This is a genomic window from Actinophytocola sp., assembly GCF_035634895.1.
Lineage (GTDB): Bacteria > Actinomycetota > Actinomycetes > Mycobacteriales > Pseudonocardiaceae > Actinophytocola.
The window spans coordinates 1-20,462 of sequence record NZ_DASQCC010000252.1 but is presented as its reverse complement, the minus strand read 5'-3'; the positions used below and the strand labels follow the sequence as shown (position 1 = coordinate 20,462).

Sequence of the window (20,462 nt, the reverse complement as noted above, 5' to 3'; positions counted from 1 at the left end):
ATTAAGTCGGTGGATCCAGGTTTCTGCTGGCAAGACGCCGGTTCGCCCTCGTACTGGGTCGTACTTGGGCGAACCGGCAACGCCGCCAGCAGGAAGCTGGGCCGCCGAATTAGTTGCCTGATTTCCGGCGCGGGACACTAGCGCTCCGGCATCAGGTTGCGCCGCACCACCTTCCCGGTGGCGTTGCGCGGGAGGGCACTCACGAAGATCACGTCGCGCGGCACGGCGAACCGGGGCAGGTGCGCGTGCACGTAGTCGCGCACGGTCGTCGGGCTGATCGCCGCGCCCGGCCGGGGCACCACGTACGCCGCGAAGCGCTGCCCGAACTCGCGGTCGGGCACGCCGACCACCGCCGCGTCCAGCACCTGCGGCAGCGTCATGATCAGGTCCTCGACCGGGCGCGGGAAGACGTTCTCGCCACCGGACACGATCATGTCGTCGTCCCGGCCGGCGACGAACAGGCGCCCGTCGGCGTCGAGGTAGCCGCGGTCACCCGTCACCATCATGTCGGCGTAGACCGTGTTGGTGCCGCCGCCGGTGTAGCCCTCGAACAGCATGTCGTTGCCTACGCAGATCCGGCCGACGACACCGGGTGGCACGGGCAGGCCGGTCGCGTCGACGATGCCGACCTTCGTGCCGACCGGGCAGCGGCCCGCGGTGGTCGGCGCGGCCATCAGGTCGTCCGGGTCCGCGATGCTCGCCCACGACACCTCGGTCGAGCCGTACAGGTTGTAGAGGACCGGGCCGAACACGTCCATGAACCCGTTGACCAGCGACGACGACATGGACGCCCCGCTGGACGCGACGATCCGCAGCGACGAGATGTCGTAGCTGCGGATCACCTGGCGCGGCAGGTCGAGGATGCGGCGCAGCATGATCGGCACCGCGATCAGCGACGTGCACCGGTGCTCCTCGATCGCGGCGAGCGTGGCCTCCGGGTCGAACTTGCGGTGCAGCACCAGCTTCGCGTGCAGCGGCATGCCGATCTGCAACGCGCCGAGGCCCCACGTGTGGAACAGCGGCGCGGCGATCATCATCCGCTCGCCCGACTCGAACGGGATCCGCGACAGCAGCGACGCCGCGGTGCGCATGCCGTGCGGGTTGCGGCGCCTGGCGCCCTTGGGGTTGCTGGTCGTGCCGGACGTCAGCACGATGATCTTGCCGGGCGCCGACGGCGCCTTGATCCGCTCGGGCGTCGACTCCTCGATCAGGCCGTCGATGGTGATGTCGCCGGGTTCGTGGCCCCAGGTCAGGATTCTCGGCAGCGACGCGGGCAGGTAGTGCATCAGCGGCACGAACTCCTCGTCGACGAGGACCGCCGCCGGCCGGTGCGTCATCACCGTGTCGCGGACCTGGTTGGCCGACAGGCTCGTGTTCAGCAGCAGGACGCTCGCGCCGAGCTTCCCGCACGCGACGATCGACTCGATCATGCCGGCGTGGTTGCGGCACATCACCGCGACCCGTCTGCCCTGGCGCACGCCGTGCCTGGTCAGCCCGTTCGCGAGGCGGGTGGTGCGCTGGTCGATCTCCTCGAAGGTGAGTGTGCCGAGCTCGTCGGCGACGGCCTGCGCCTTCGGGAACCGCACGCGCACGGCGTGGTAGCCGCCCGCGACCGTGGCGCCCCACCTGGCCAGCACGTTCAGCTGCCGCAGCATCTTGTCCGGCCGACCCGGCGTGAGCACTCCCGCCCTGGTCAGGATGCGCGCGACCGTCAGCTGCGACTGGTTGCGCGCGGACTGGTCGATGCCCTTGCGGGACGCGGTGATCGCGACGCCGGCGAGGTGGTGGTGAAAGAGCAGGAACGCCTTGCGGACGCGTTTGCGCAGCCAGTTGCCGGTGATCCCGCTGTCCACGCTGGGCAGCGAGACGGTCAGCTGGACCTCGGTCTGGTCCGGGTTCAGCGCGACGAACCGCAGCGAGACGTGGCCGCCCGGCCAGCGGTCGCTGACGATCACGAGGTGCTCGAGCGGCCGGTTGACCAGAACCTCGATCTCGTGCCGCACCACCGGGCCGCGGTCGACGCAGAACCGTGTCTCGTAGCGCCCGGCGTCGGCCGGGCCGACCTGCTCGCACCAGGCCACCTCGGAGACGAATCTCGGGTAGCGCGGCAGGTCGGTCAGCAGCGCCCACACCTCGTCCAGAGGGTGGTCGAGTACTTCTGTCACCTCAACGAGCTCGGTCGCCATGCTCCTCCGTCCGCGGGGCGAACGCCCAGAGCTAGATTTACTAGCAGGGGTGCTCCATTCGGAGCAAGACCTTGTCCGGTGTTACGGACCTTATAACGCACGAGACAAAATTTCGGTGCGCACCCCGGGGTCGCTCTCCAGCGGCGCGCGCCGCCCCGTGGGCGTGAACCCGTGCCGGAGGAACAGCCGCCGGGCGGCGGCGTTGCCGTCCGCCACCCGGAGCAGCACCCGCGACCAGGACTTCTCCCCAGCCCAACGCAGTATCTCGGCGACGAGCGCGTCGCCGACACCTCGTCCCCGATGTACGGGACTCACCCACATCGCGATCAACATGGGAGTTTCCGGCCTTGAGAGATACATGTCGACCAACCCGGCATTCTCGGCATTCCGGACGGCAAGCACCCACGGCGTGGTGTCGATCCGGTCGCGCCACGTGGACTCGTCGAAGGCCTGCTCGACCGCGAGGGTGGAGCCATAGGCGTAGGGCGCGTCGGCCAGCGCGGCGAGCCGCACGTCACGCAGGGTCCGCCAGTCGTCGCCGGTCAGACGCCTCGTCTCCATGTCGGACGGCCTCGCTCCCCCTCGGCGGTTCACGGCCTCGATGCCGGCGGCCGCTCACAGTGGTGGACGGCCCCGCCCCGCCCGGCGGTTCACCGCGTCGCCAGGGCCCGGCGACAGGTCAGGCCGGCGCGGAGCCGCCCGCCGCCTTCGGTGGCACCACGATGGTCGCCGATGCCTTGGTCGCGAGGATCGGCGGGTCGAGGACGTCGGCCGCGGAGGGGCCGCGTTCCGGTGCCGCCCTGCACAGCACTCGCGCCTCGAACGACAGGTCCCGGGAGCGGGTGCCAATACGAGTGACCGAAGCGGTGACCTCGACGACGTCGCCGGCCTGGATCGGGGCCAGGAACTCGACGCTGGAGTACCCGGCGAGCAGGCTCTCGTCGCCGTCGGTGTGGATGGCGAGGTCCGTCGCCACGTCGCCGAACAGCGCCAGGCCGTACGCGCCGTCCACCAGGTCGCCGCCGTAGTGCGCGTGCGAGTACGGCACATAGCGGCGGTGTGTCACGGAGAAACCGACTTCCAGCGTCACTTGCTTCCCTTCATCGCGTGCACCAGGTAGCTCGCCACCTCGCCGGGTGTCGTGCCGCGGCCGAACACCCGGTCCACCCCGAGCTGGTCGGCCATCAACGGGTCGAATCGCGGGCCGCCCGCGATCAGCACCGGGCGCCGGTCGCCCATCGCCTCGCGGAAGGCGGCCGACATCTCCTGCGTGTTCAGGATGTGCGCGTCGCGCTGGGTGACCACCTGGGACACCAGCACCGCGTCCGCCTTCTCCGCGCGGGCGCGCTTCACCAGCTCCGGCACGGTCACCTGGGCGCCGAGGTTCACCACCCGCAGCTCGCGGTAGTACTCGAGGCCCTTCTCCCCCGCGAAGCCCTTGATGTTCAGTATCGCGTCGATGCCGACCGTGTGCGCGTCCGTGCCGATGCAGCCGCCGACCACGACCAGCTTGCGGCGCAACGACTTCCGCACCTCGCCGTTGACCTCGGCCGGCGAGAGCAGCGGGTACTCGCGCTCGACGACCGTCACCGCGTCGAGGTCGACGAGGTGACGGACCGAGCCGTAGACGACGAAGAACGTGAAGGCCTCGCCGATGCCGTGCGAGTGCACGACCATGGCCGGCTCGATGCCCATCTTGTTCGCCAGCTGCATCGCCGCGCCCTCGGCCCGGGGGCCGGGTGGGATCGGCAGGGTGAACGACGTCTGCACCATGCCGTCGCCGGGAGTGTCGCCGTAGGGCCGGATGTGCTGCTTGGTCATCTCGTCTCCCCCGACTCCAGGAGATCCGCGGCCGGGTTGCGGTAGCCCTCGGCCTTCTCGATCACGCCGTCGGCGCCCTTTCCCTTGTCCGGGGGGCGTTTCATGAGACCGAACGTGCCGTCGGCGATGGCGTCGAGCAGCCCGTCGCGGACGATGCGGTCCAGCAGGTCGACCGCCTCGCCGAGGACCTGGTGGGCGCGCTTGACGATGAAGCCGCCCGGCGCGGGCTGGAAGTCCTCGCGCAGGCCCGCGGCCGCGTTGAGCACGTACCGCACGTTGCGCAGCGCGAGGTCCCGGTCGGACAGGAACGGCGTCACGACGGCCTCGGTCATCATGCCGACCAGCAGGATCGACTGCCCCGTCAGGACACCGGCGAGGTTGAAGAACCCGTCGAGCAGGTGGCCGAAGAACACGTCACCGGTCATGTGCTTGGTCGGCGGCATCCACTTCAGCGGCGCGTCGGGGAACAGCTCCCGGGCCAGCATCGCGTGCGCCAGCTCCAGGCGGAACGAGTCGGGGATGGCCGGGTTGATCTCGAAGGCGTGGCCGAGGCCGAGCAGCTCGTCGGGCAGGCCGGCCTCGTGCGCGAAGTGCTCGTTGAGCAGCTGCGACACGGTGACCGTGTGCGCGGCGTCGACCGCGTCCGCGGTGGTCAGGTAGTTGTCCTCGCCGGTGTTGATGATGATGCCGGCGCGTGCGTGGACCTGGCGGGAGAAGCGCTGGTCGACGAAGGTGCGGATGGGGTTGATGTCGCGGAACAGGATGCCGTACATGGAGTCGTTGAGCATCATGTCCAGGCGCTGCAGGCCGCCCAGCACCGCGATCTCCGGCATGCACAGGCCGGACGCGTAGTTGGTGACGCGGATGTAGCGGCCGACCTCCCTGGACACCTCGTCCATCGCGGCCCGCATGATCCGGAAGTTCTCCTGCGTGGCGTAGGTGCCCGCGAAGCCGTGGTGCGTCGCGCCTTCCGGCACGTAGTCCAGCAGGGACTGACCGGTCGAGCGGATGACCGCGATGACGTCGGCGCCCGCGCGGGCAGCGTTGGCGGCCTGGACGACGTCCTCGTCGATGTCGCCGGTCGCGACGATCAGGTAGATCCACGGGCGCTGGGGCGGGTTGCCGTGCCTTTCGATGAGCCTGTCGCGCTGGGCGCGGTTGCGGTCCACCGCGCGCAGGCCCTTGGCGACGGCCACCCGGCCCGCCTTCGCGGCACGGTCGGCGGCGCGGCCCTCCGGGACGCTGAACCGGATCTGGCCGGCGGCGGTGGCCTCGGCGAGCTCGGTGAGCGTGCCGAGGTCGTGTTCACGCAGTGCGTGGAAGGCCGGGAGGACGACGCCGTGTTCGAGGCCGCAGTGCTCGCGGACGGTGTCGACGACGCGGTTCACCCACGGCACGTCGCCGGCGCGGTGACCGGAGTCCGCGCCGGTGATGCCCGCGAGCCGCAGCGTGGCCCGCTCGACGGCGACGGTGGTGTGTGCCTTGGCAATACGGATGACCGGCTCGGCGGCCCGCGCGGCGAGGTCGCGCGCGGTCGCGACGACGTCGGGATCAAGGTCGAGCATCACTCCGCCCCCCGTGGATGGTGTTGCCGTCCAGCACGGTGCGCAGACAGGTTTCCCCCTGCCACACCGCGAACGTCGCGGGCGCGCCCACCTCGAGCACGCCGCCGGGTACCCGCGCCGCCGCCCAGCCGCCCCGGGTGTGCGCCGCGAAGGCCGCCTCGCGGTCGAGGCCCTGGCCCGTGGTGCGGTGCTCGACCGCGGCGGTCACGGTCGCCCAGGGGTCGACCGGGGTGACCGGGGCGTCCGAACCGAACGCCATGGTCACCCCCGCCTCGGCCAGGGTCGCGAACGGGTTCAGCGCGGTGCCCCGGTCGGGACCGAGGCGTTCGGCGTACATGCCGTCCCGGCCACCCCAGGTGGCGTCGAACCGCGGCTGCACGGACGCGACCACGCCGAGCCGGGCCAACTCGGCCGCCTGTTCTGCGGTGACCATCTCCAGGTGCTCCAGCCGGTGCCGGGCCGCGGCGAGCGCCGGCTCCCCCACGGCCTTCTCGGCCAGTTGGAAGCCGGTGACCACCTCGGCGACCGCGGCGTCGCCGATCACGTGGAAACCGGCCTGGACGCCGGTCTCCGTGCACGCGATGACGTGTGCGGAGATCCGCTCGGCATCCAGGTACAGGGCACCACGGGTGTCGGGCCGGTCGGTGTACGGCTCGCGCAGGGCCGCGGTGCGGGAGCCTAGGGCGCCGTCGACGAACAGGTCGCCGGCGAGACCGGTGATGCCGGGCGGCGGGTCGGCGAGCGCGCCCCAGTACCCGACGACTCGTGGCAGGTCACCTGACCTGGCAAGGAGGTCGACCAGGTCATCGGCGCCCGAGATGTCCGGGCCGGCGCATTCGTGGACGCAGGCGATGCCCATGGCGGCGGCGTGCCGGAGAAAGGCCAGCTGTGCCTCCGCGCGCTGGGCCGGGGTGATCGAGTCGCGGGCGGCGCGGCGGACGTGGTGGTGGGCGTCGCGGGTGAGCGGGCCGTCGGCGGACCAGCCGGCCGCGGTGCGGGCGGCCGGCGCCAGCTCGACGAGTGCGGTGGACGCGAGTGCCGAGTGCACGTCGATGCGGGAGAGGTAGACGGGGGTGCGGCCGGCCACCGCGTCCAGTTCGGCACGGGTGGGCGGGCGGTGCTCGGGCCAGCGGGTCTCGTCCCAGCCGTGGCCCCAGAGCAGCACGTCCGAACCGGCGCGGTCGCGGACGGCGTCGAGCAGGTCGGCCCGCGACCCGGTCGCGGTCAGGTCGAGGCCGGTCCGCAGCAGGCCGGCCGACGTGGCGTGCACGTGGGCGTCGACGAACGCGGGCGCCAGGTAGGCGCCGTTCAGGTCGATCGTGTGGACGGCCTGGCCCGGGAAGTCCCGGCCAAGCCAGGTGATCAGGCCACCCTCGACGGCCAGCGCGGTCGAGTCCGCGCCATGGATCCGTGCGTTCGTGTAGAGGGTCGTCATGGTGTCACGGTGTTGAATCGGTCGCTCCGCTCCTCCGGCCGGCTCCGGTCCGCCCCAGTCTGCCGCTCGCGGCGCACGAACAACTCGCGGACACCTGGCGTCGCGCGAAACAGGTCGAGCGCGAAGCCCGCGTGGCCGGGGACGTAACCGTTGCCGACGATCATGCGGACGTCCGCGGCGAGGCCCTCCGCGCCGAGGGCGGCGGCCGAGAACGACGTCGCCATCGAGAAGAACACGATCGTGCCACCGTCCGCGGTGGCCAGGACCGCGCCGTGCTCGCAGCCCGGCACGTCCACGCAGACCACGGTCACGTCCGCCCGGACGCCGACGGCCTCGGCCACCGCGACCGGGTTCCTCGCGTCGGCCACCACCACCTCGTCGGCGAGCCCGGCCGCGCGTACCGCGGCGGCCTCGGCCTCGGTGGGCACCAGTGCGACCAGCCGGCCTGCGCCCGCCCGACGGGCCGCCGCCAGCGAGAGACTGCCCGACTTGCCGCCACCGCCCAGTACCAGTACGGCTGGCCCGGGCCCGGCCTCGCGCACGACCCGGTCGGTCAGCGCCGGCGCCCCGCACACGTCAAACACCGACAGCGCGAGCTCGTCCGGCAGGTCGGCCGGCAGTACGGCCGCGATGGACCGCCCGAACAGGATGGCGGTGCCCCGGCACGGCACCTGCTCGCTCTCCCCCGACCAGCCGGCGAGCTCGTCGTCGATGCGCAGCGGGGTGAGCGTGAGAGACACGAGCGTGGCAATCCGGTCACCGGCTGTGAGCCCCAGTGGCGACTCCGGACCGACCTCGCGGACGGTGCCGAGCAGCATCCCGCCCGATCCCGTGACCGGGTTGTGCATCTTGCCGCGCTGCCGGACGATCTCGGCCACCGCGTGGCGGACCGCCTCGGGCGAGCCGTGCTCCTCGCGGAGCTGCCGGTAGGAGGCCGCGTCCAGGTTCAGGCGCTCGACGTCGATCAGGACTTCATCCGGCCACAAGCGTGCCTCGGTCGACAGTCGCCAGGCTTGTTGCGGCAGGACTCCTGCCGGCTCGATCACGCGGTGTAGGCCGTATGGAGACGCCACGCAAGATCCTTCCGTAGGATTTACGCCTATACTACGATCTGACAGCATATCTTTACGTCAACCCAGCGACCAGGAGGACGGATGACGGCATTGCACGACACAGTGGTGGCCGACACGTCGATCTCGGACGCGGTGGACTCCTCGGCGAGACAACCGTACGAGTACGTCCGGAGAGAGCTGGTGGAGCCGGACTGGCGCCGGTTCCCGGGCTGGCGGGAAGTGACGGACGCACAGTGGCGGGACGCGCAGTGGCAGCGCGTGCACTGCGTCAAGAACGTCAAGCAGCTGCGTGCCGTGATGGGCGACCGGCTCGCCGACTCCTTCTACGAGGACCTGGTCGCCGACCAGGAACGGCTGGCGACGATGTCGATGCTGCTGCCACCCCAGATGTTGAACACGATGGTGCCAACGGTCACGGATGGTGACCTGACGAAGGAGTTCCTCGCGGACCCCGTCCGGCGCTACATGATGCCGGTGGCCAGTGACCGGGACTCGCTGTGGCCGAACCACCCCCACTCGTCGCGGGACTCGCTGCACGAGGCGGAGATGTGGGTCGTCGAGGGGTTGACCCACCGCTACCCGACCAAGGTGCTGGCGGAGCTGCTGTCGACGTGCCCGCAGTACTGCGGCCACTGCACGAGGATGGACCTGGTCGGCAACTCGACCGCCGCGGTGGACAAGCACAAGCTGACGCTGAAGCCGGTCGACCGCCAGGACCAGATGATCGACTACCTGAAGCGCACGCCGGGCGTGCGGGACGTGGTGGTGTCCGGGGGCGACGTGGCGAACGTGCCGTGGCACCAACTGGAGTCGTTCCTCATGCGGCTGCTGGACATCGAGACCGTCCGGGACATCCGGCTCGCCACGAAGGCGCTGGCCGGGATGCCGCAGCACTGGCTGCAGCCCAAGGTCGTCGAAGGTCTGGAGCGGGTCGGCCGTACCGCGCACCGGCGTGGCGTCAACCTGGCGATACACACGCATGTGAACCACGCGCAGTCGGTGACCCCGCTGGTGGCGGAGGCCGCGCGGACGGCGCTGGAGGTCGGCGTGCGGGACGTGCGCAACCAGGGCGTGCTGATGCGGGGCGTGAACGCCACCCCGGACGACCTGCTGGACCTGTGCTTCGCGCTGCAGGGCGAGGCGAACATCCTGCCGTACTACTTCTACATGTGCGACATGATCCCGAACGCCGAGCACTGGCGGGTGGCGGTGTGGGAGGCGCAGCAGCTGCAGCATGCGATCATGGGGTACCTGCCAGGCTACGCGACGCCGCGCATCATCTGCGACGTGCCCTACGTCGGGAAGCGGTGGGTACACCAGGTGGCGGAGTACGACCGGGAGCGCGGCATCTCGTACTGGACGAAGAACTACCGCACCGGGATCGAGCGGCAGGATCCCGACGCGTTGACCCGCCGCTACCCGTACTACGACCCGATCACCACGCTGCCGCAAACCGGCCAGAAGTGGTGGCGGGACTACTCGGCCGGCTCGGAGGCCTGAGGGTGAGTGCGCCCGGCGCGTGCAGGGGCCACGCCGGGCGCGCTCATTCCTTCGCGCGCGAGAGTTCCCCCGCACTCCGCCGGTGCGACAACGGGACACAGTCGTGCGGGGATCACCGGCCGTGGGAGAGAAACCGCCCAGGGTAGCGGTTGGCCGGCACGCCGATCGCCGAACCACGGTCTGGTGGGCCGTCTGGCGCAGGGCATCATGAGGCCCCCGAAACTACGGGTGTCGACAATCCCTCATGGCAGGAGTCCTGGTGGAGTCACGGATTGTCCCCGCGGTGATCGCGGTGGTCGGTGGCGTCGTGCTCGCGGTGCTGTTGTTGGTGCCGTTCATCTTCCGCACCTACCGCCGGCGCGGGGAGCTGGGGTTCGGGGCGGGGCTGGTCGCGTTGGGCTTTCTCGTCTACGGGTTCGCGCTCGTCGCGTACACGCTCCTGCCGCTGCCGTCCCTCGACCCGGCGTGGTGCGCGGCGCACACCCGGTTCACCCACGCACAACTCGACCCGGCCGCGATCGTGTCGGACATCCGCCAGTACTCCGGCGTGCTCAGAAATCCCGCCGTGCAGCAAGGCGTCTTCAACGTCGTGCTCTTCCTGCCGCTGGGCGCGTACCTGCGACTCTACTTCCGGCGCCGGGGCGTGCCGACCGTCGTCCTCACCGGTTTCCTGGTGTCGCTGCTGATCGAGTGCACCCAGCTCACCGGCAACTGGTACCTCTTCTCCTGCCCGTACCGGCTGTTCGACGTCGACGACCTCATCACGAACACCCTCGGCACCGCGCTCGGCATCCTCGGCGCGCCCCTGCTGCGGCGGCTGCAGGGCACCCCGGCCCTGCCCGCCGACGCACCACGACCGGTCACCACCGGCAGGCGACTGCTCGGCATGCTCGTCGATCTGCTCGCGGTCGCCCTGCTCGGCATGGCCGGCACGGTGGCGGTGACCCTGACCGGCTGGTACGCCCTCGGCCGCGAACCGGAGCTCGACTCGGTCACCCGGGCCGTGCTGTCGGTGTGGCTGCCGGCGGTGCTGCTGCTCGCGCTGCCCTCGTTCGCCCCGGCCGGCGCGACGTTCGGCCAGCGCGCTGTGCGCCTGCGCCGCGCCCGGCCGGACGGCCGCCACCCCGGCCTCCGTGTCGTGCCGGCATTGCTGGTGGGCACCTTCGGCTACTACGTGCTGACCGGCCTGGAGGAGTTCGCGGCCGGCGTGGACCTGCTGTCGTTGGCACTGCTCGTCGCGAGCGCCGTGCTGGCCTGGCGGCCACGCTCCCACCGCGGGCTCTCCGGCCTCGCCTCGGGACTGATGGTGGTCGACACCCGCGCGGCACGCGAGCAGGCCGAACCGTCGGAGAGCACGGTCAGCACGGGGGCGTGACGACGCGACGCCCCCGTGTGTCCAGGCTCGTTGGCCGATCGCGCGTCAGTTGAACGTGTCCGGGTCCGGGCCGGTACGCAGGCCCCGGTTCAGCGACGACAGCGAGGCCACGTCGGCGTCCGTCAGCTCGAAGTCGAAGACCTCGAAGTTCTCCCTGATCCGGGACGGGGTCACGGACTTCGGGATCACCACGTTGCCGAGCTGCAGGTGCCAGCGCAACACGATCTGCGCCGCGGTACGACCGTGTTTCGACGCCAGCGACGCCACCACCGGCTCGGTCAGCAGCTCGCCGCCCTTCGCCAGTGGGCTCCACGCCTCCGTCGCGACGCCCTGCGACGCGTCGAAGGCACGCAGTTCGACCTGGGGCAGGTACGGGTGCAGCTCGACCTGGTTCACCGCCGGCACGGTGCCGGTCTCCTCGACCAGCCGCCGCAGATGCGCGGGCTGGAAGTTCGACACGCCGATCGCCCGGACGCGGCCGTCCGCCAACAGCTTCTCGAAGGCCCGCCACGTTTCGACGTACCGGTCGCGCTTCGGCGTCGGCCAGTGGATCAGGTAGAGGTCCAGGCGCTCCAGCCCGAGCCGGCTCATCGAGGCGTCGAACGCACGCAGCGCCGGGTCGTAGCCGTGGTCGCCGTTCCACAGCTTCGTCGTGACGAACAGCTCGTCACGCGGGATCCCGGACTTCGCGATCGCCGCGCCGACACCGGCCTCGTTGCCGTACGCCGCGGCGGTGTCGATGCCGCGGTAGCCGGTCTCGAGCGCGGCCGTCACGGCCGCCTCGGTCTCGTCGTCCGGCACCTGGAACACGCCGAAACCCAGCTGGGGCATTGCCACGCCGTTGTTCAGCCGGACATCTGGGACCGTCATGCACACTCCAATCAGGGGAAGATCGTGGGCGCCACGCCACCGTCGGCACGCAACGCCGCGCCGGTGGTCGAGGACGACAGCTCCGACGCGACATAGGTGATCATGTTCGCGATCTCCTCGGGGCGGATCAGCCTGCCCAGCAGGGACGTCGGCCGCTCCTCGGCGATGAACCGTCGCTCCGCCTCCTCGAACGGGATGTCCGCGCCGACGCGGTCCCGCACGAACTCCTCGACGCCGGGGGTCAGGGTCGGGCCGGGCAGGACGGAGTTGACGGTCACGCCGGAGCCCTTCACCTCCTGCGCCATGCCACGCGCCACCGAGATCTGCGCGGTCTTCGTCACGCCGTAGTGCACCATCTCGGTGGGTATGAACACGGACGACTCGGAACTGACGAAGATCACCCGGCCCCAGCCGCGCTCGACCATGCGTGGCGTGTGGTGCCGGGCGAGCCGGATGCCGCTGAGCACGTTGACCTCGAAGAACCGCAACCACTCCGCGTCGGAGATCTCGAACACGGGCGTCGCCGAGAAGATGCCGGCGTTGTTGACGAGGATGTCCACGTCCGGCACCTCGGCGATCAGGGCCGCCGCGCCGTCGGCGGTGCCCACGTCGGCGGCGACTCCGGTGACCCGGTCCGACCCGGTCTCCGCACGCAGCTCCTGCACCGCGTCGGCGACCCGGCCGTCGTCGCGTCCGTTGACCACCACCTCCGCGCCGGCCCGCGCGAACGAGGCCGCGGTGGCCCGCCCGATGCCCGAGGTCGAGCCCGTGACCAGGGCCTTCTTGCCAGTGAGGTCGATCAGCATGGTCCTCCCAGTGAACGTCGCGTTGCCTGCCACTCGATGATGCCGCCATCGGCGGGCGGGCGCAGGGCCGGCGATCCGCGGACTCGGCTGATCGGCGGCTGGTGTTCGGCCGGTCACTCAACGAGAATCCCGCGTGGTTGACCCTGCGACCTGGGGAGTCTCGCGCATGCGACTCTGGAGAAGCACACTGGCGGCTACCGTCGCCGCCACCGCCATCGGCCTCGTGCCGGCCGTACCGGCACAGGCCGCGCCACCGGACATCGCGGCCCAGCTCGCCGCGATCCCGGGCATGACGGTGTCCGAACAGACCGCACCCGCGCCCGGCTACCGGTTCTTCTTCCTGTCCTACCGGCAGCCGGTCGACCACCTGAACCCGAACGGCGCGACGTTCCAGCAGCGGCTGCAGCTGCTGCACCGGGACGTGAGCCGGCCGATGGTGCTGCACACGACCGGCTACAACATGCCGGAGTACGCCTTCCGCAGCGAGCCGGCGCAGCTGGTCGACGGCAACCAGATCTCCGTGGAGCAGCGGTTCTTCGAGCCCTCGCGGCCCAACCCCGCCAACTGGACCAAGCTCGACATCTGGCAGGCGGCCACCGACCACCACCGCATCGTCCAGGCGCTGAAGCCGATCTACACCAAGAAGTGGATCTCCACCGGGGCCAGCAAGGGCGGCATGACCTCGGTCTACCACCGGCGCTTCTATCCCAGGGACGTCGACGGCGTCGTCGCCTACGTGGCGCCGAACGACGCGGTCAACACCGACGACAGCGCGTACGACGACTTCTTCGCCTCCGTCGGCAGCACCCCCGCGTGCGAGGACGCGCTGGAGGCCGTCCAGCACGAGGCGCTGGCGCGCCGCACGGACATGGTGAACCGGTACGAGGCGCTCGCGCTGGCCAACGGCTGGACCTTCGACCAGGTCTTCGGCACGGCGGACAAGGCGTTCGAGATGTCGGTGCTGGACCTGGCGTGGACGTTCTGGCAGTACTCACTGGAGTCCGCGTGCCCGACGGTGCCGCCGGTCACCGCGTCCAGCGACGAGATCTTCGACTTCATCAACGACGTGATCGGGCTCGACTTCTACACCGACCAGGGAATCCTGCCGTACGAGCCGTACTTCTACCAGGCCGCGACCCAGCTCGGCTGGCCGCAGCCGAAGTTCCGGTACCTGCGGGACGTGGCCCACTACCCGCACCTCTACGTCGCGAACTCCAGCCTGCCGCCCGCGCTGCGGTCGAAGTACGACTCGTGGCCGATGACGGACGTGGACCGCTGGGTGGCCAAGTCGTCGAGCCAGATGCTGTTCGTGTACGGCTCGAACGACCCGTGGGGCGCCGAGCGGTTCCGCCCGAGCAACAACGACTCCTTCATCTACACCGCCCCCGGCGCGAACCACGGCGCGAACATCTCCCGGCTGACGGCGCCGGACGCGGCCGCGGCACGGGCGACGGTCCTGCGGTGGGCGGGCGTGGCGGCGGTGGCGAACCAGCGGTCGGCCGGGCTCGCGGTGCTCGACTCGCGTAACCCGGACCTGGAGCGTCGGCCGCTGTAACGAGGCACCCTAGAATTGCCCACGATGCGACCCTCGGGATGGCTTGTTCTCTTGCTCGTGCTCGTCGTGGCCACGCTCGGGTTGGCCGGTGACCATCTGTTCCCACCACCCCGGGCGTTGCCCGGCCCGCCCGAGGACGCCCCGAGGGTGATCGTGGCCATGGGCGACAGCACCATCTCCGGGGAGGGCGCGGGGGACTACGAGCGTGACACCAACGGCGAGAAGGGCGACTGGTGTCACCGCTCCCCCAATGCGTCGATCTACCAGGTGAAGCTGCCGGACGTGGCGAAGGCGTACAACCTCGCCTGCTCCGGGGCGCCGTCCGCGCAGGTCGGGCTCGGCAAGGTCGAGCAGTACACGGAGATCTCGCAGTCCAAGCAGCTCACCAGGATCGCGGCCCGGTACCGGGTGACGGCCATCGTGGTCGCGTCCGGCGCGAACGACGACCCGGCGTTCTCGCACGTGCTCAACGCGTGCGTGCAGGCGTGGGTCGGCAAGGACAGGCCGTGCAGCGAGTCGATCGGGCCGCAGTGGCCGCGGCGGATCAACCGGATGATCCCGAAGGTGACGAGCGCGTTGCGGGACATCCAGACCGTGATGGCCAACGCGGGGTACGCACGGTCGGACTACCAGCTGGTCGTCCAGTCGTACGCGGCGCCGATCGGGCCGGACGTGGCGCGCGGGCTGCAGGACCTGTCCGGGTGTCCGTTCCTGTCGAAGGACCTGCGGTGGGTGCAGCAGGACGCCGTGCCGGTGCTGACCGAGGGGGTGCGGAAGGCGGCGGAGAACGTGGGCGCGCGGTTCCTGGACCTGTCGAGGGCGGGCGCCGGGCGCGAGGCGTGCTCGTCGGCGCGCGACCCGGACAGCGAGTGGTTCCGCCGGCTGGCGGTCCAGTGGACGGACCTGCAGCACGACGACCGGGCGACGCACGCGCTACAGGAGTCGTTCCACCCCAACGCGGCCGGGCACAAGGAGTTCGGTGAGTGCCTGGCTGAGTTCCTGACGACGACCGACCGCGCGGCGGCGTGCCTGCGCGATCGCGGCGGCAACCTGCACGCTGCCACCAGCGCCGACTAGTCGGGCTCGTGGCGGGCGGTCCTGCCCGGCGGTCACTCCTCGGCGGCCCTGCGTGCGCGGAACGCGGCGGCCTTGACCCGGTTCTGGCAGGTGGTCGAGCAGAACCGGCGGGTGCCGTTGCGGGAGACGTCGACGTAGACCCGGTCGCAGGCCGGCGCGTTGCACAATCCCAGCCGGTCGACGACGGCGTTGCCGAGCACCACGGCGATGGCGGTCGCCATCGGGGCGGCCCAGCTCGGCGCCCATGTCGCGTCCTCGGCGTGGAAGTGCAGGTGCCACGGCTCGCCGTCGTGCCGGGACAGGGTCGGGACCGCGCCGGCCTCGCGCATGATCCGGTTCAGCTCGGTACATCCCGCATCCAGGTCACCTGTATCGACAAGCTCCACCACGTGTCGCAGCCGGCCGGCCCAGTCGGCCAGCTCAGCGGCGTCGGCTGGGGTCGGCAGGCCGGGTGTGCGGGCCTCCGGCACCGCGTCGCGGACGGCGGCGATCAGCGCGTCACCGGTCGGCGCCGGGAACGGGCGGCCGTGCCGCTCGCCAGGTGTCACGTCGTTGATCAGCTTGATCGCATACTCGACCGTGTCACTCGTGTGACTGTCGAACTCCACTTGACCAGTTACTCCCTCCCGGGCTAGCGTCACTGTTGTCAAGCCTAACGTCAGTTACGGAGGAACGCGATGCAGGGTGTGGCGGCAGAGACGGCGATCCGGTGGCTCCAGCGGTGGGACGCACAGCAGGAGCGGTACGTCCCCGACCGCGAGGAGCGGTTCCGGGTGGTCATCGACGTGGTCCGGGAGGTGATCGGCGGCGGCCCGGCGGGCGTGGTCGACCTGGGCTGCGGCCCCGGCTCGCTGTCGCAGCGGCTGGCCGAGGCGCTGCCGGAGGTGCACGTGGTCGGGGTCGACGCGGACCCACTGTTGCTGGGGCTCGGCCAGGCGAACACCAACCCGCGGGTGCGGTCGGTCGAGGCCGACCTCACCAACCCGGGCTGGCCCGACGCGACCGGCCTGCCCGGCCCATGGGACGCGGCCGTGTCCAGCACCGCGCTGCACTGGCTGACCCCGGAGGATCTCGGTCAGCTGTACCGGACGCTGGCCGCCAACCTGCGGCCCGGCGGGGTGTTCGTCAACGCCGACAACCTGGGCCTCGGTCAGCCGGCGCTGGACACGATCGCCGAGGCGATCCGCGCGGCCCGTACCCGCCGGGTCGGCACCGAGCGCAACGAGGACTGGGCCGCCTGGTGGCAGGCCCTCCAGGAGGACGACGACCTGGCCCCGCTGCTCGACGCGCGCTCCGATGCGGCCATCGCGCACAGCAGCCAGAACAGCCTGACCGTGTGGCAGCACGCCGAGCTGCTCCGGCAGGCGGGCTTCGCCGAGGCCGGGCCGGTGTGGCAGTTCGGCGACGACCACGTGCTCGTCGCTGTTCGCTAGATCGCCGGGGAGCGGCCCTCGTAGGCGGTCGACAGCACGACCGTGGTGCGGGTGGACACCTTCGCGGCCTCGCGGATCTGCCGCAGCAGCTCCTCCAGCGAGGCCGGAGAGGCCACCCGTACCAGCAGGATGTACGACTCGTCGCCGGCCACCGAGTAGCACGCCTCGATCTCCCGGATGTGCTCCAGCCGGTGCGGGTAGTCGTCCGGCGCGGCAGGGTCGATCGGCGTGAGCGAGATGAACGCCATCAACGGCAGACCGATCACCTCGGCATCGAGCTGCGCGTGGTACCCGCGGATCACCCCGCGCTGCTCGAGCCGGCGCACCCGCTGGTGCACGGCCGACACCGACAGCCCGACCCGCTCGGCCAGGTCCGTGAAGCTGCACCGGCCGTCCGAGGACAGCTCCCGTGCGATCGCCTGGTCGATCGGCTCCAGCTCCGACGGCGCGCTCATGCCGCCCCCTCCCCCGCTCGGTGACGCAGGAAAGCTCCGCGGCGCCCTGCGAGGACCCGGCGCCGGCCTGAACATCGACGGTTCGCTCCGCGGGCTCCGCTCATGCCGGCAGCGAGACGAGTGAGTGCGGCTGGATGTTCAGCCGCTCGGCGCCGTCCTCGGTGACCACCACGATGTCCTCGATCCGCGCCCCCCAGCGGCCCGGCTGGTAGATGCCCGGTTCGACCGAGAAGGCCATGCCCGGCTCCAGCGGCAGGTCGTTGCCGTCGACGATGTACGGGTGCTCGTGTACGTCCAGGCCGATGCCGTGGCCGGTGCGGTGGATGAAGAACTCGCCGAACCCGGCGTCCGCGATCACCGAGCGGGCCGCGGCGTCCACGTCCTGCGCCGCGATGCCCGGCCGGACCGCGTCGACGGCGGCCTGCTGGGCCCGCTGCAGGACCGCGTAGGTCGCCGACACGTCCGCGTCCCGCGGCTCGCCCAGGACGTAGGTGCGGGTGCTGTCGGAGCAGTAGCCCTCGGCGACCGGGCCGCCGATGTCGACCACCACCACGTCGCCGGCCTCGATCACCCGGTCGGACAGGCTGTGGTGCGGGCTCGCGCCGTTCGGGCCGGACGCCACGATGACGAAGTCGGCGGCGGTGTGCCCCTCCTCGACGATCGCGGCCGCGATGTCCGCGCCGACCTCCGCCTCGGTACGACCGACCCGCAGGAACTCGGCCATCCGGCCGTGCACCCGGTCGATCGCCGACCCCGCCTTGCGCAGGGCCGCGACCTCCTCGGCGTCCTTGCGCATCCGCAGCTCACGCACGATCGGCCCGGCGAGCACCTGCTCGGCATCGGGCAACGCGCCGCGCAGACCCAGGACGTGCAACGCGACCATCATGTCGCCGACCGCGACCCGGCCCGCCCTCGGCACCACCGACGCGACCAGCGCGTACGGGTCCTCCGCGTCCACCCAGGTCGCCAGCTCGACGCCCAGCTCACCGGTCGGCACCGCGTCGTAGCCGGGGGCCTCCAGCTTCGGCACCACGAGCGTCGGCGTGCCGTCGGCGGGCACGACGAGGCAGGTGAGCCGCTCGAAGGAGCCGCCACCGGCGCCGAGCAGGTACTGCAGGTCCGAACCGGGCGCCATGAGCAGGGCGTCCACCCCGGCGTTCGCGGCCGCGGCCCGTGCCCGGTCGAGGCGCTTCGACAGCGCCGCGGGGTCGATCGCGGAGACGGTGGTTGACATGCCGGAAAGCCTATCCCCCGGGGTGCGGAACCGGTGTCAGCGCCGTATCAGCTCGGGTCAGGAAGATCTCAGCCCCGTGTCAGCCGTGCCGGGCATGGTCGGCCCGACAACGCTCCACTCGAAGGGGACTACCACCATGAACAACGCCGTGCTGGCCGAGGGGTTGGCCAAACGGTTCGGGGAGACCAGAGCGCTCGACGGGGTGGACCTGGCGGTGCCCGCCGCCAGCGTGTTCGGCTTACTGGGCCCCAACGGCGCCGGCAAGACAACCGCGGTCCGCATCCTCGCGACCCTGCTCGAACCGGACGCGGGCCACGCGTCGGTGTGCGGTCACGACGTCGTCCGCGACGCGCACCGGGTCCGCCAGCTCGTCGGGCTGACCGGGCAGTACGCGTCGGTCGACGAGATGCTGACCGGCACCGAGAACCTGCTGCTCATCGGCCGGCTGGTCGGCCAGTCGCGTGCCGAGGCCAGGAGCCGTGCCCGGGAGCTGCTGGCCGGGTTCGACCTGACCGACGCCGCGCACCGGGCGGTCAAGACGTACTCCGGCGGCATGCGCCGTCGCCTCGACCTGGCGGCGAGCCTGGTCGGGCGGCCACGCGTGCTCTTCCTCGACGAGCCGACCACCGGGCTGGACCCGCGCAGCCGGCTCGACATGTGGCAGATCGTGCGTGACCTGGTCGCGGACGGGGTGACGGTCCTGCTCACCACCCAGTACCTGGAGGAGGCCGACCACCTGGCCGACGAGATCGCGGTCGTCGACCAGGGGCAGGTCATCGCGACCGGCACCCCGGCCCAGCTGAAGGCCCGCACCGGCGCGCAGCCGCTCGTGGTGCGGCCGGCGGACGCGGCGGACCTGCCGATCGTCACGTCGATCGTGCGGGACCTGACCGGCACGGCACCGGAGGTGGACGGCACGACCGTGACCGCCGCGGTCACGGATCCGGCGCTGCTGCCGGCCGTGGTGCGCCGTCTCGACGACGCGGACGTGCTGATCGCCGAGCTGGCACTGCGCGACTCGAGCCTGGACGAGGTGTTCCTGAGCCTGACCGGCCACAAGGCCGAGGAGACCAGTACACCCGACCTGGAAAGGACCCCGGCATGACCGCCGCCGTCGCCCTGGCGCCGCGGGTGCGGCCCGCGGAGGGCCTGCGCCAGAGCCTGTCGCTGTCGTGGCGCACGCTGGTGCAGGTCAAGCACAACCCGATGGAGCTGATCGACTTCAGCCTCCAGCCGATCATGTTCCTGCTGCTGTTCACGTACGTGTTCGGCGGCGCGGTCTCCGGCTCCCCCGGCGACTACCTGAGCTTCGCCCTACCGGGGATCATCGTGCAGAACGGGTTGTTCGGCACCCTCAACACCGGCGTCGGCCTGTCCAACGACCTGGCCAAGGGCGTGTTCGACCGGCTGCGGGCGCTGCCGATCGCCCGGTGGGCGCCGCTGACCGGGCGGATCATGGCGGACACCGTCAAGCAGGCGTGGGCCGTGGCGCTGCTGCTCGGCCTCGGCGCGATCATGGGCTTCCGGGTCGGCACGAGCTTCGCGGGCCTGCTCGGCGCGTTCGGGCTGCTCCTGTTCGTCGCGCTCGCGTTCTCGTGGATCTCGGTCCTGGTCGGCGTCCTGGTACGCGAGCCGGAACGGGTCATGGTGTTCGGTTTCGCGGTGATGTTCCCACTGACGTTCGTGAGCAACGTGTTCGTGCCCACCGACACCATGCCCGGCTGGCTACAGGCCTGGGTACACGTCAACCCCGTGACCATCCTCGCCAACGCCCTACGCGGCCTACTAGTCAGTGGCCCGGTGGCCACCCCCGTACTCCAGACCGTCCTGTGGGCCATAGGCATCCTGCTCGTCTTCGGCCCCCTCTCAGTCCGCGCCTTCCGCAAGCGCACCTAAACCCCGCGAGTCCCGCGTTCGCGCACACCGAGTTCCGCGTTCGCGCACACCGAGTTGCGGGTTCGGAGACGGCGTGTGCACGAGCCCGCAGTTCACTGTGTTCGAACGCGGGACTCGCGGTGTTCGAACGCGGGACTCGCGGTGTTCGAACGCGGGACTCGCGGTGTTCGAACGCGGGACT

The 20,462-nt window shown here is 71.1% G+C and carries 19 protein-coding genes; 7 read left to right on the top strand and 12 right to left on the bottom strand.

Translation table 11 applies throughout. The features are described 5' to 3' along the window. Positions 1–137: 137 nt before the first annotated feature. The 7 genes from VET29_RS38975 to VET29_RS38945 all read right to left on the bottom strand — a co-directional run bounded on the left by VET29_RS38975 (position 138) and on the right by VET29_RS38945 (position 8,080). Positions 138–2,186 carry an AMP-binding protein gene (locus VET29_RS38975; protein WP_324930711.1) on the bottom strand — a complete coding sequence of 683 codons (2,049 nt, stop codon included), beginning with the start codon at positions 2,184–2,186 and terminating at the stop codon, positions 138–140. Positions 2,187–2,276: 90 nt separating this feature from the next. Then, positions 2,277–2,747, bottom strand: a complete 471-nt coding sequence (locus tag VET29_RS38970; RefSeq protein WP_324930709.1) for a GNAT family N-acetyltransferase — start codon at positions 2,745–2,747, stop codon at positions 2,277–2,279. A 118-nt stretch (positions 2,748–2,865) separates the two neighbouring features. Further along, the gene (locus tag VET29_RS38965; protein ID WP_324930706.1) at positions 2,866–3,276 is read right to left on the bottom strand and encodes a hotdog domain-containing protein; all 411 of its coding nucleotides are present in this window, start codon (positions 3,274–3,276) and stop codon (positions 2,866–2,868) included. Then, positions 3,273–4,007 (bottom strand): OAM dimerization domain-containing protein, encoded by a 735-nt coding sequence (locus tag VET29_RS38960; protein WP_324930703.1) that lies wholly within the window; start codon positions 4,005–4,007, stop codon positions 3,273–3,275. The genes VET29_RS38965 and VET29_RS38960 overlap by 4 nt, the downstream gene beginning before the upstream one ends. Next, complete coding sequence (locus VET29_RS38955; protein ID WP_324930700.1) at positions 4,004–5,572, bottom strand: lysine 5,6-aminomutase subunit alpha; 1,569 nt, start codon at positions 5,570–5,572, stop codon at positions 4,004–4,006. The genes VET29_RS38960 and VET29_RS38955 overlap by 4 nt, the downstream gene beginning before the upstream one ends. Continuing rightward, on the bottom strand, positions 5,559–7,007 hold the full coding sequence (locus tag VET29_RS38950; RefSeq protein ID WP_324930697.1) for an amidohydrolase: 1,449 nt from the start codon (positions 7,005–7,007) through the stop codon (positions 5,559–5,561). Before VET29_RS38950 ends, VET29_RS38955 begins: the two co-directional genes overlap by 14 nt. Then, on the bottom strand, positions 7,004–8,080 hold the full coding sequence (locus VET29_RS38945) for an L-erythro-3,5-diaminohexanoate dehydrogenase (RefSeq protein WP_324930694.1): 1,077 nt from the start codon (positions 8,078–8,080) through the stop codon (positions 7,004–7,006). The genes VET29_RS38950 and VET29_RS38945 overlap by 4 nt, the downstream gene beginning before the upstream one ends. Before the next feature lie 81 nt (positions 8,081–8,161). On the opposite strand from VET29_RS38945, the gene VET29_RS38940 reads away from it, so the two are divergent. Further along, positions 8,162–9,580 (top strand): lysine 2,3-aminomutase, encoded by a 1,419-nt coding sequence (locus tag VET29_RS38940; protein ID WP_324930690.1) that lies wholly within the window; start codon positions 8,162–8,164, stop codon positions 9,578–9,580. A 259-nt stretch (positions 9,581–9,839) separates the two neighbouring features. After that, positions 9,840–10,955, top strand: coding sequence for a VanZ family protein (locus tag VET29_RS38935; protein WP_324930688.1), 1,116 nt, complete (start codon positions 9,840–9,842; stop codon positions 10,953–10,955). A 45-nt stretch (positions 10,956–11,000) separates the two neighbouring features. Here VET29_RS38935 and VET29_RS38930 read toward each other — a convergent pair whose 3' ends face one another. Beyond that, positions 11,001–11,825, bottom strand: coding sequence for an aldo/keto reductase (locus VET29_RS38930; RefSeq protein WP_324930685.1), 825 nt, complete (start codon positions 11,823–11,825; stop codon positions 11,001–11,003). A gap of 11 nt (positions 11,826–11,836) precedes the next feature. Beyond that, positions 11,837–12,631, bottom strand: coding sequence for an SDR family oxidoreductase (locus VET29_RS38925; RefSeq protein ID WP_324930682.1), 795 nt, complete (start codon positions 12,629–12,631; stop codon positions 11,837–11,839). Between the two features lie 166 nt (positions 12,632–12,797). Between VET29_RS38925 and VET29_RS38920 the strand changes: the two genes are divergently transcribed. Together VET29_RS38920 and VET29_RS38915 are read left to right on the top strand one after the other, a co-directional pair. Further along, a complete protein-coding gene (locus VET29_RS38920) occupies positions 12,798–14,186 on the top strand; it encodes a S28 family serine protease (protein ID WP_324930679.1) in 1,389 nt (462 codons plus the stop codon). A 24-nt stretch (positions 14,187–14,210) separates the two neighbouring features. Beyond that, positions 14,211–15,263, top strand: a complete 1,053-nt coding sequence (locus VET29_RS38915) for a GDSL-type esterase/lipase family protein (RefSeq protein WP_324930676.1) — start codon at positions 14,211–14,213, stop codon at positions 15,261–15,263. Positions 15,264–15,295: 32 nt separating this feature from the next. Here VET29_RS38915 and VET29_RS38910 read toward each other — a convergent pair whose 3' ends face one another. After that, a complete protein-coding gene (locus VET29_RS38910; protein WP_324930672.1) occupies positions 15,296–15,871 on the bottom strand; it encodes a CGNR zinc finger domain-containing protein in 576 nt (191 codons plus the stop codon). A gap of 69 nt (positions 15,872–15,940) precedes the next feature. Here VET29_RS38910 and VET29_RS38905 point away from each other — a divergent pair, with 69 nt between their 5' ends. Then, the gene (locus VET29_RS38905) at positions 15,941–16,696 is read left to right on the top strand and encodes a class I SAM-dependent methyltransferase (protein WP_324930669.1); all 756 of its coding nucleotides are present in this window, start codon (positions 15,941–15,943) and stop codon (positions 16,694–16,696) included. Here the strand turns inward: VET29_RS38905 and VET29_RS38900 are convergent. Both VET29_RS38900 and VET29_RS38895 read right to left on the bottom strand, forming a co-directional pair. Next, the gene (locus tag VET29_RS38900; RefSeq protein ID WP_324930666.1) at positions 16,693–17,151 is read right to left on the bottom strand and encodes an Lrp/AsnC family transcriptional regulator; all 459 of its coding nucleotides are present in this window, start codon (positions 17,149–17,151) and stop codon (positions 16,693–16,695) included. The genes VET29_RS38905 and VET29_RS38900 overlap by 4 nt on opposite strands. Before the next feature lie 100 nt (positions 17,152–17,251). Beyond that, a complete protein-coding gene (locus VET29_RS38895; RefSeq protein WP_324930663.1) occupies positions 17,252–18,385 on the bottom strand; it encodes a Xaa-Pro peptidase family protein in 1,134 nt (377 codons plus the stop codon). Positions 18,386–18,521: 136 nt separating this feature from the next. Here VET29_RS38895 and VET29_RS38890 point away from each other — a divergent pair, with 136 nt between their 5' ends. Both VET29_RS38890 and VET29_RS38885 read left to right on the top strand, forming a co-directional pair. Then, complete coding sequence (locus VET29_RS38890) at positions 18,522–19,490, top strand: ATP-binding cassette domain-containing protein (RefSeq protein ID WP_324930660.1); 969 nt, start codon at positions 18,522–18,524, stop codon at positions 19,488–19,490. Further along, a complete protein-coding gene (locus VET29_RS38885) occupies positions 19,487–20,281 on the top strand; it encodes an ABC transporter permease (protein ID WP_324930657.1) in 795 nt (264 codons plus the stop codon). Before VET29_RS38890 ends, VET29_RS38885 begins: the two co-directional genes overlap by 4 nt. The last annotated feature ends 181 nt before the right edge of the window (positions 20,282–20,462 follow it).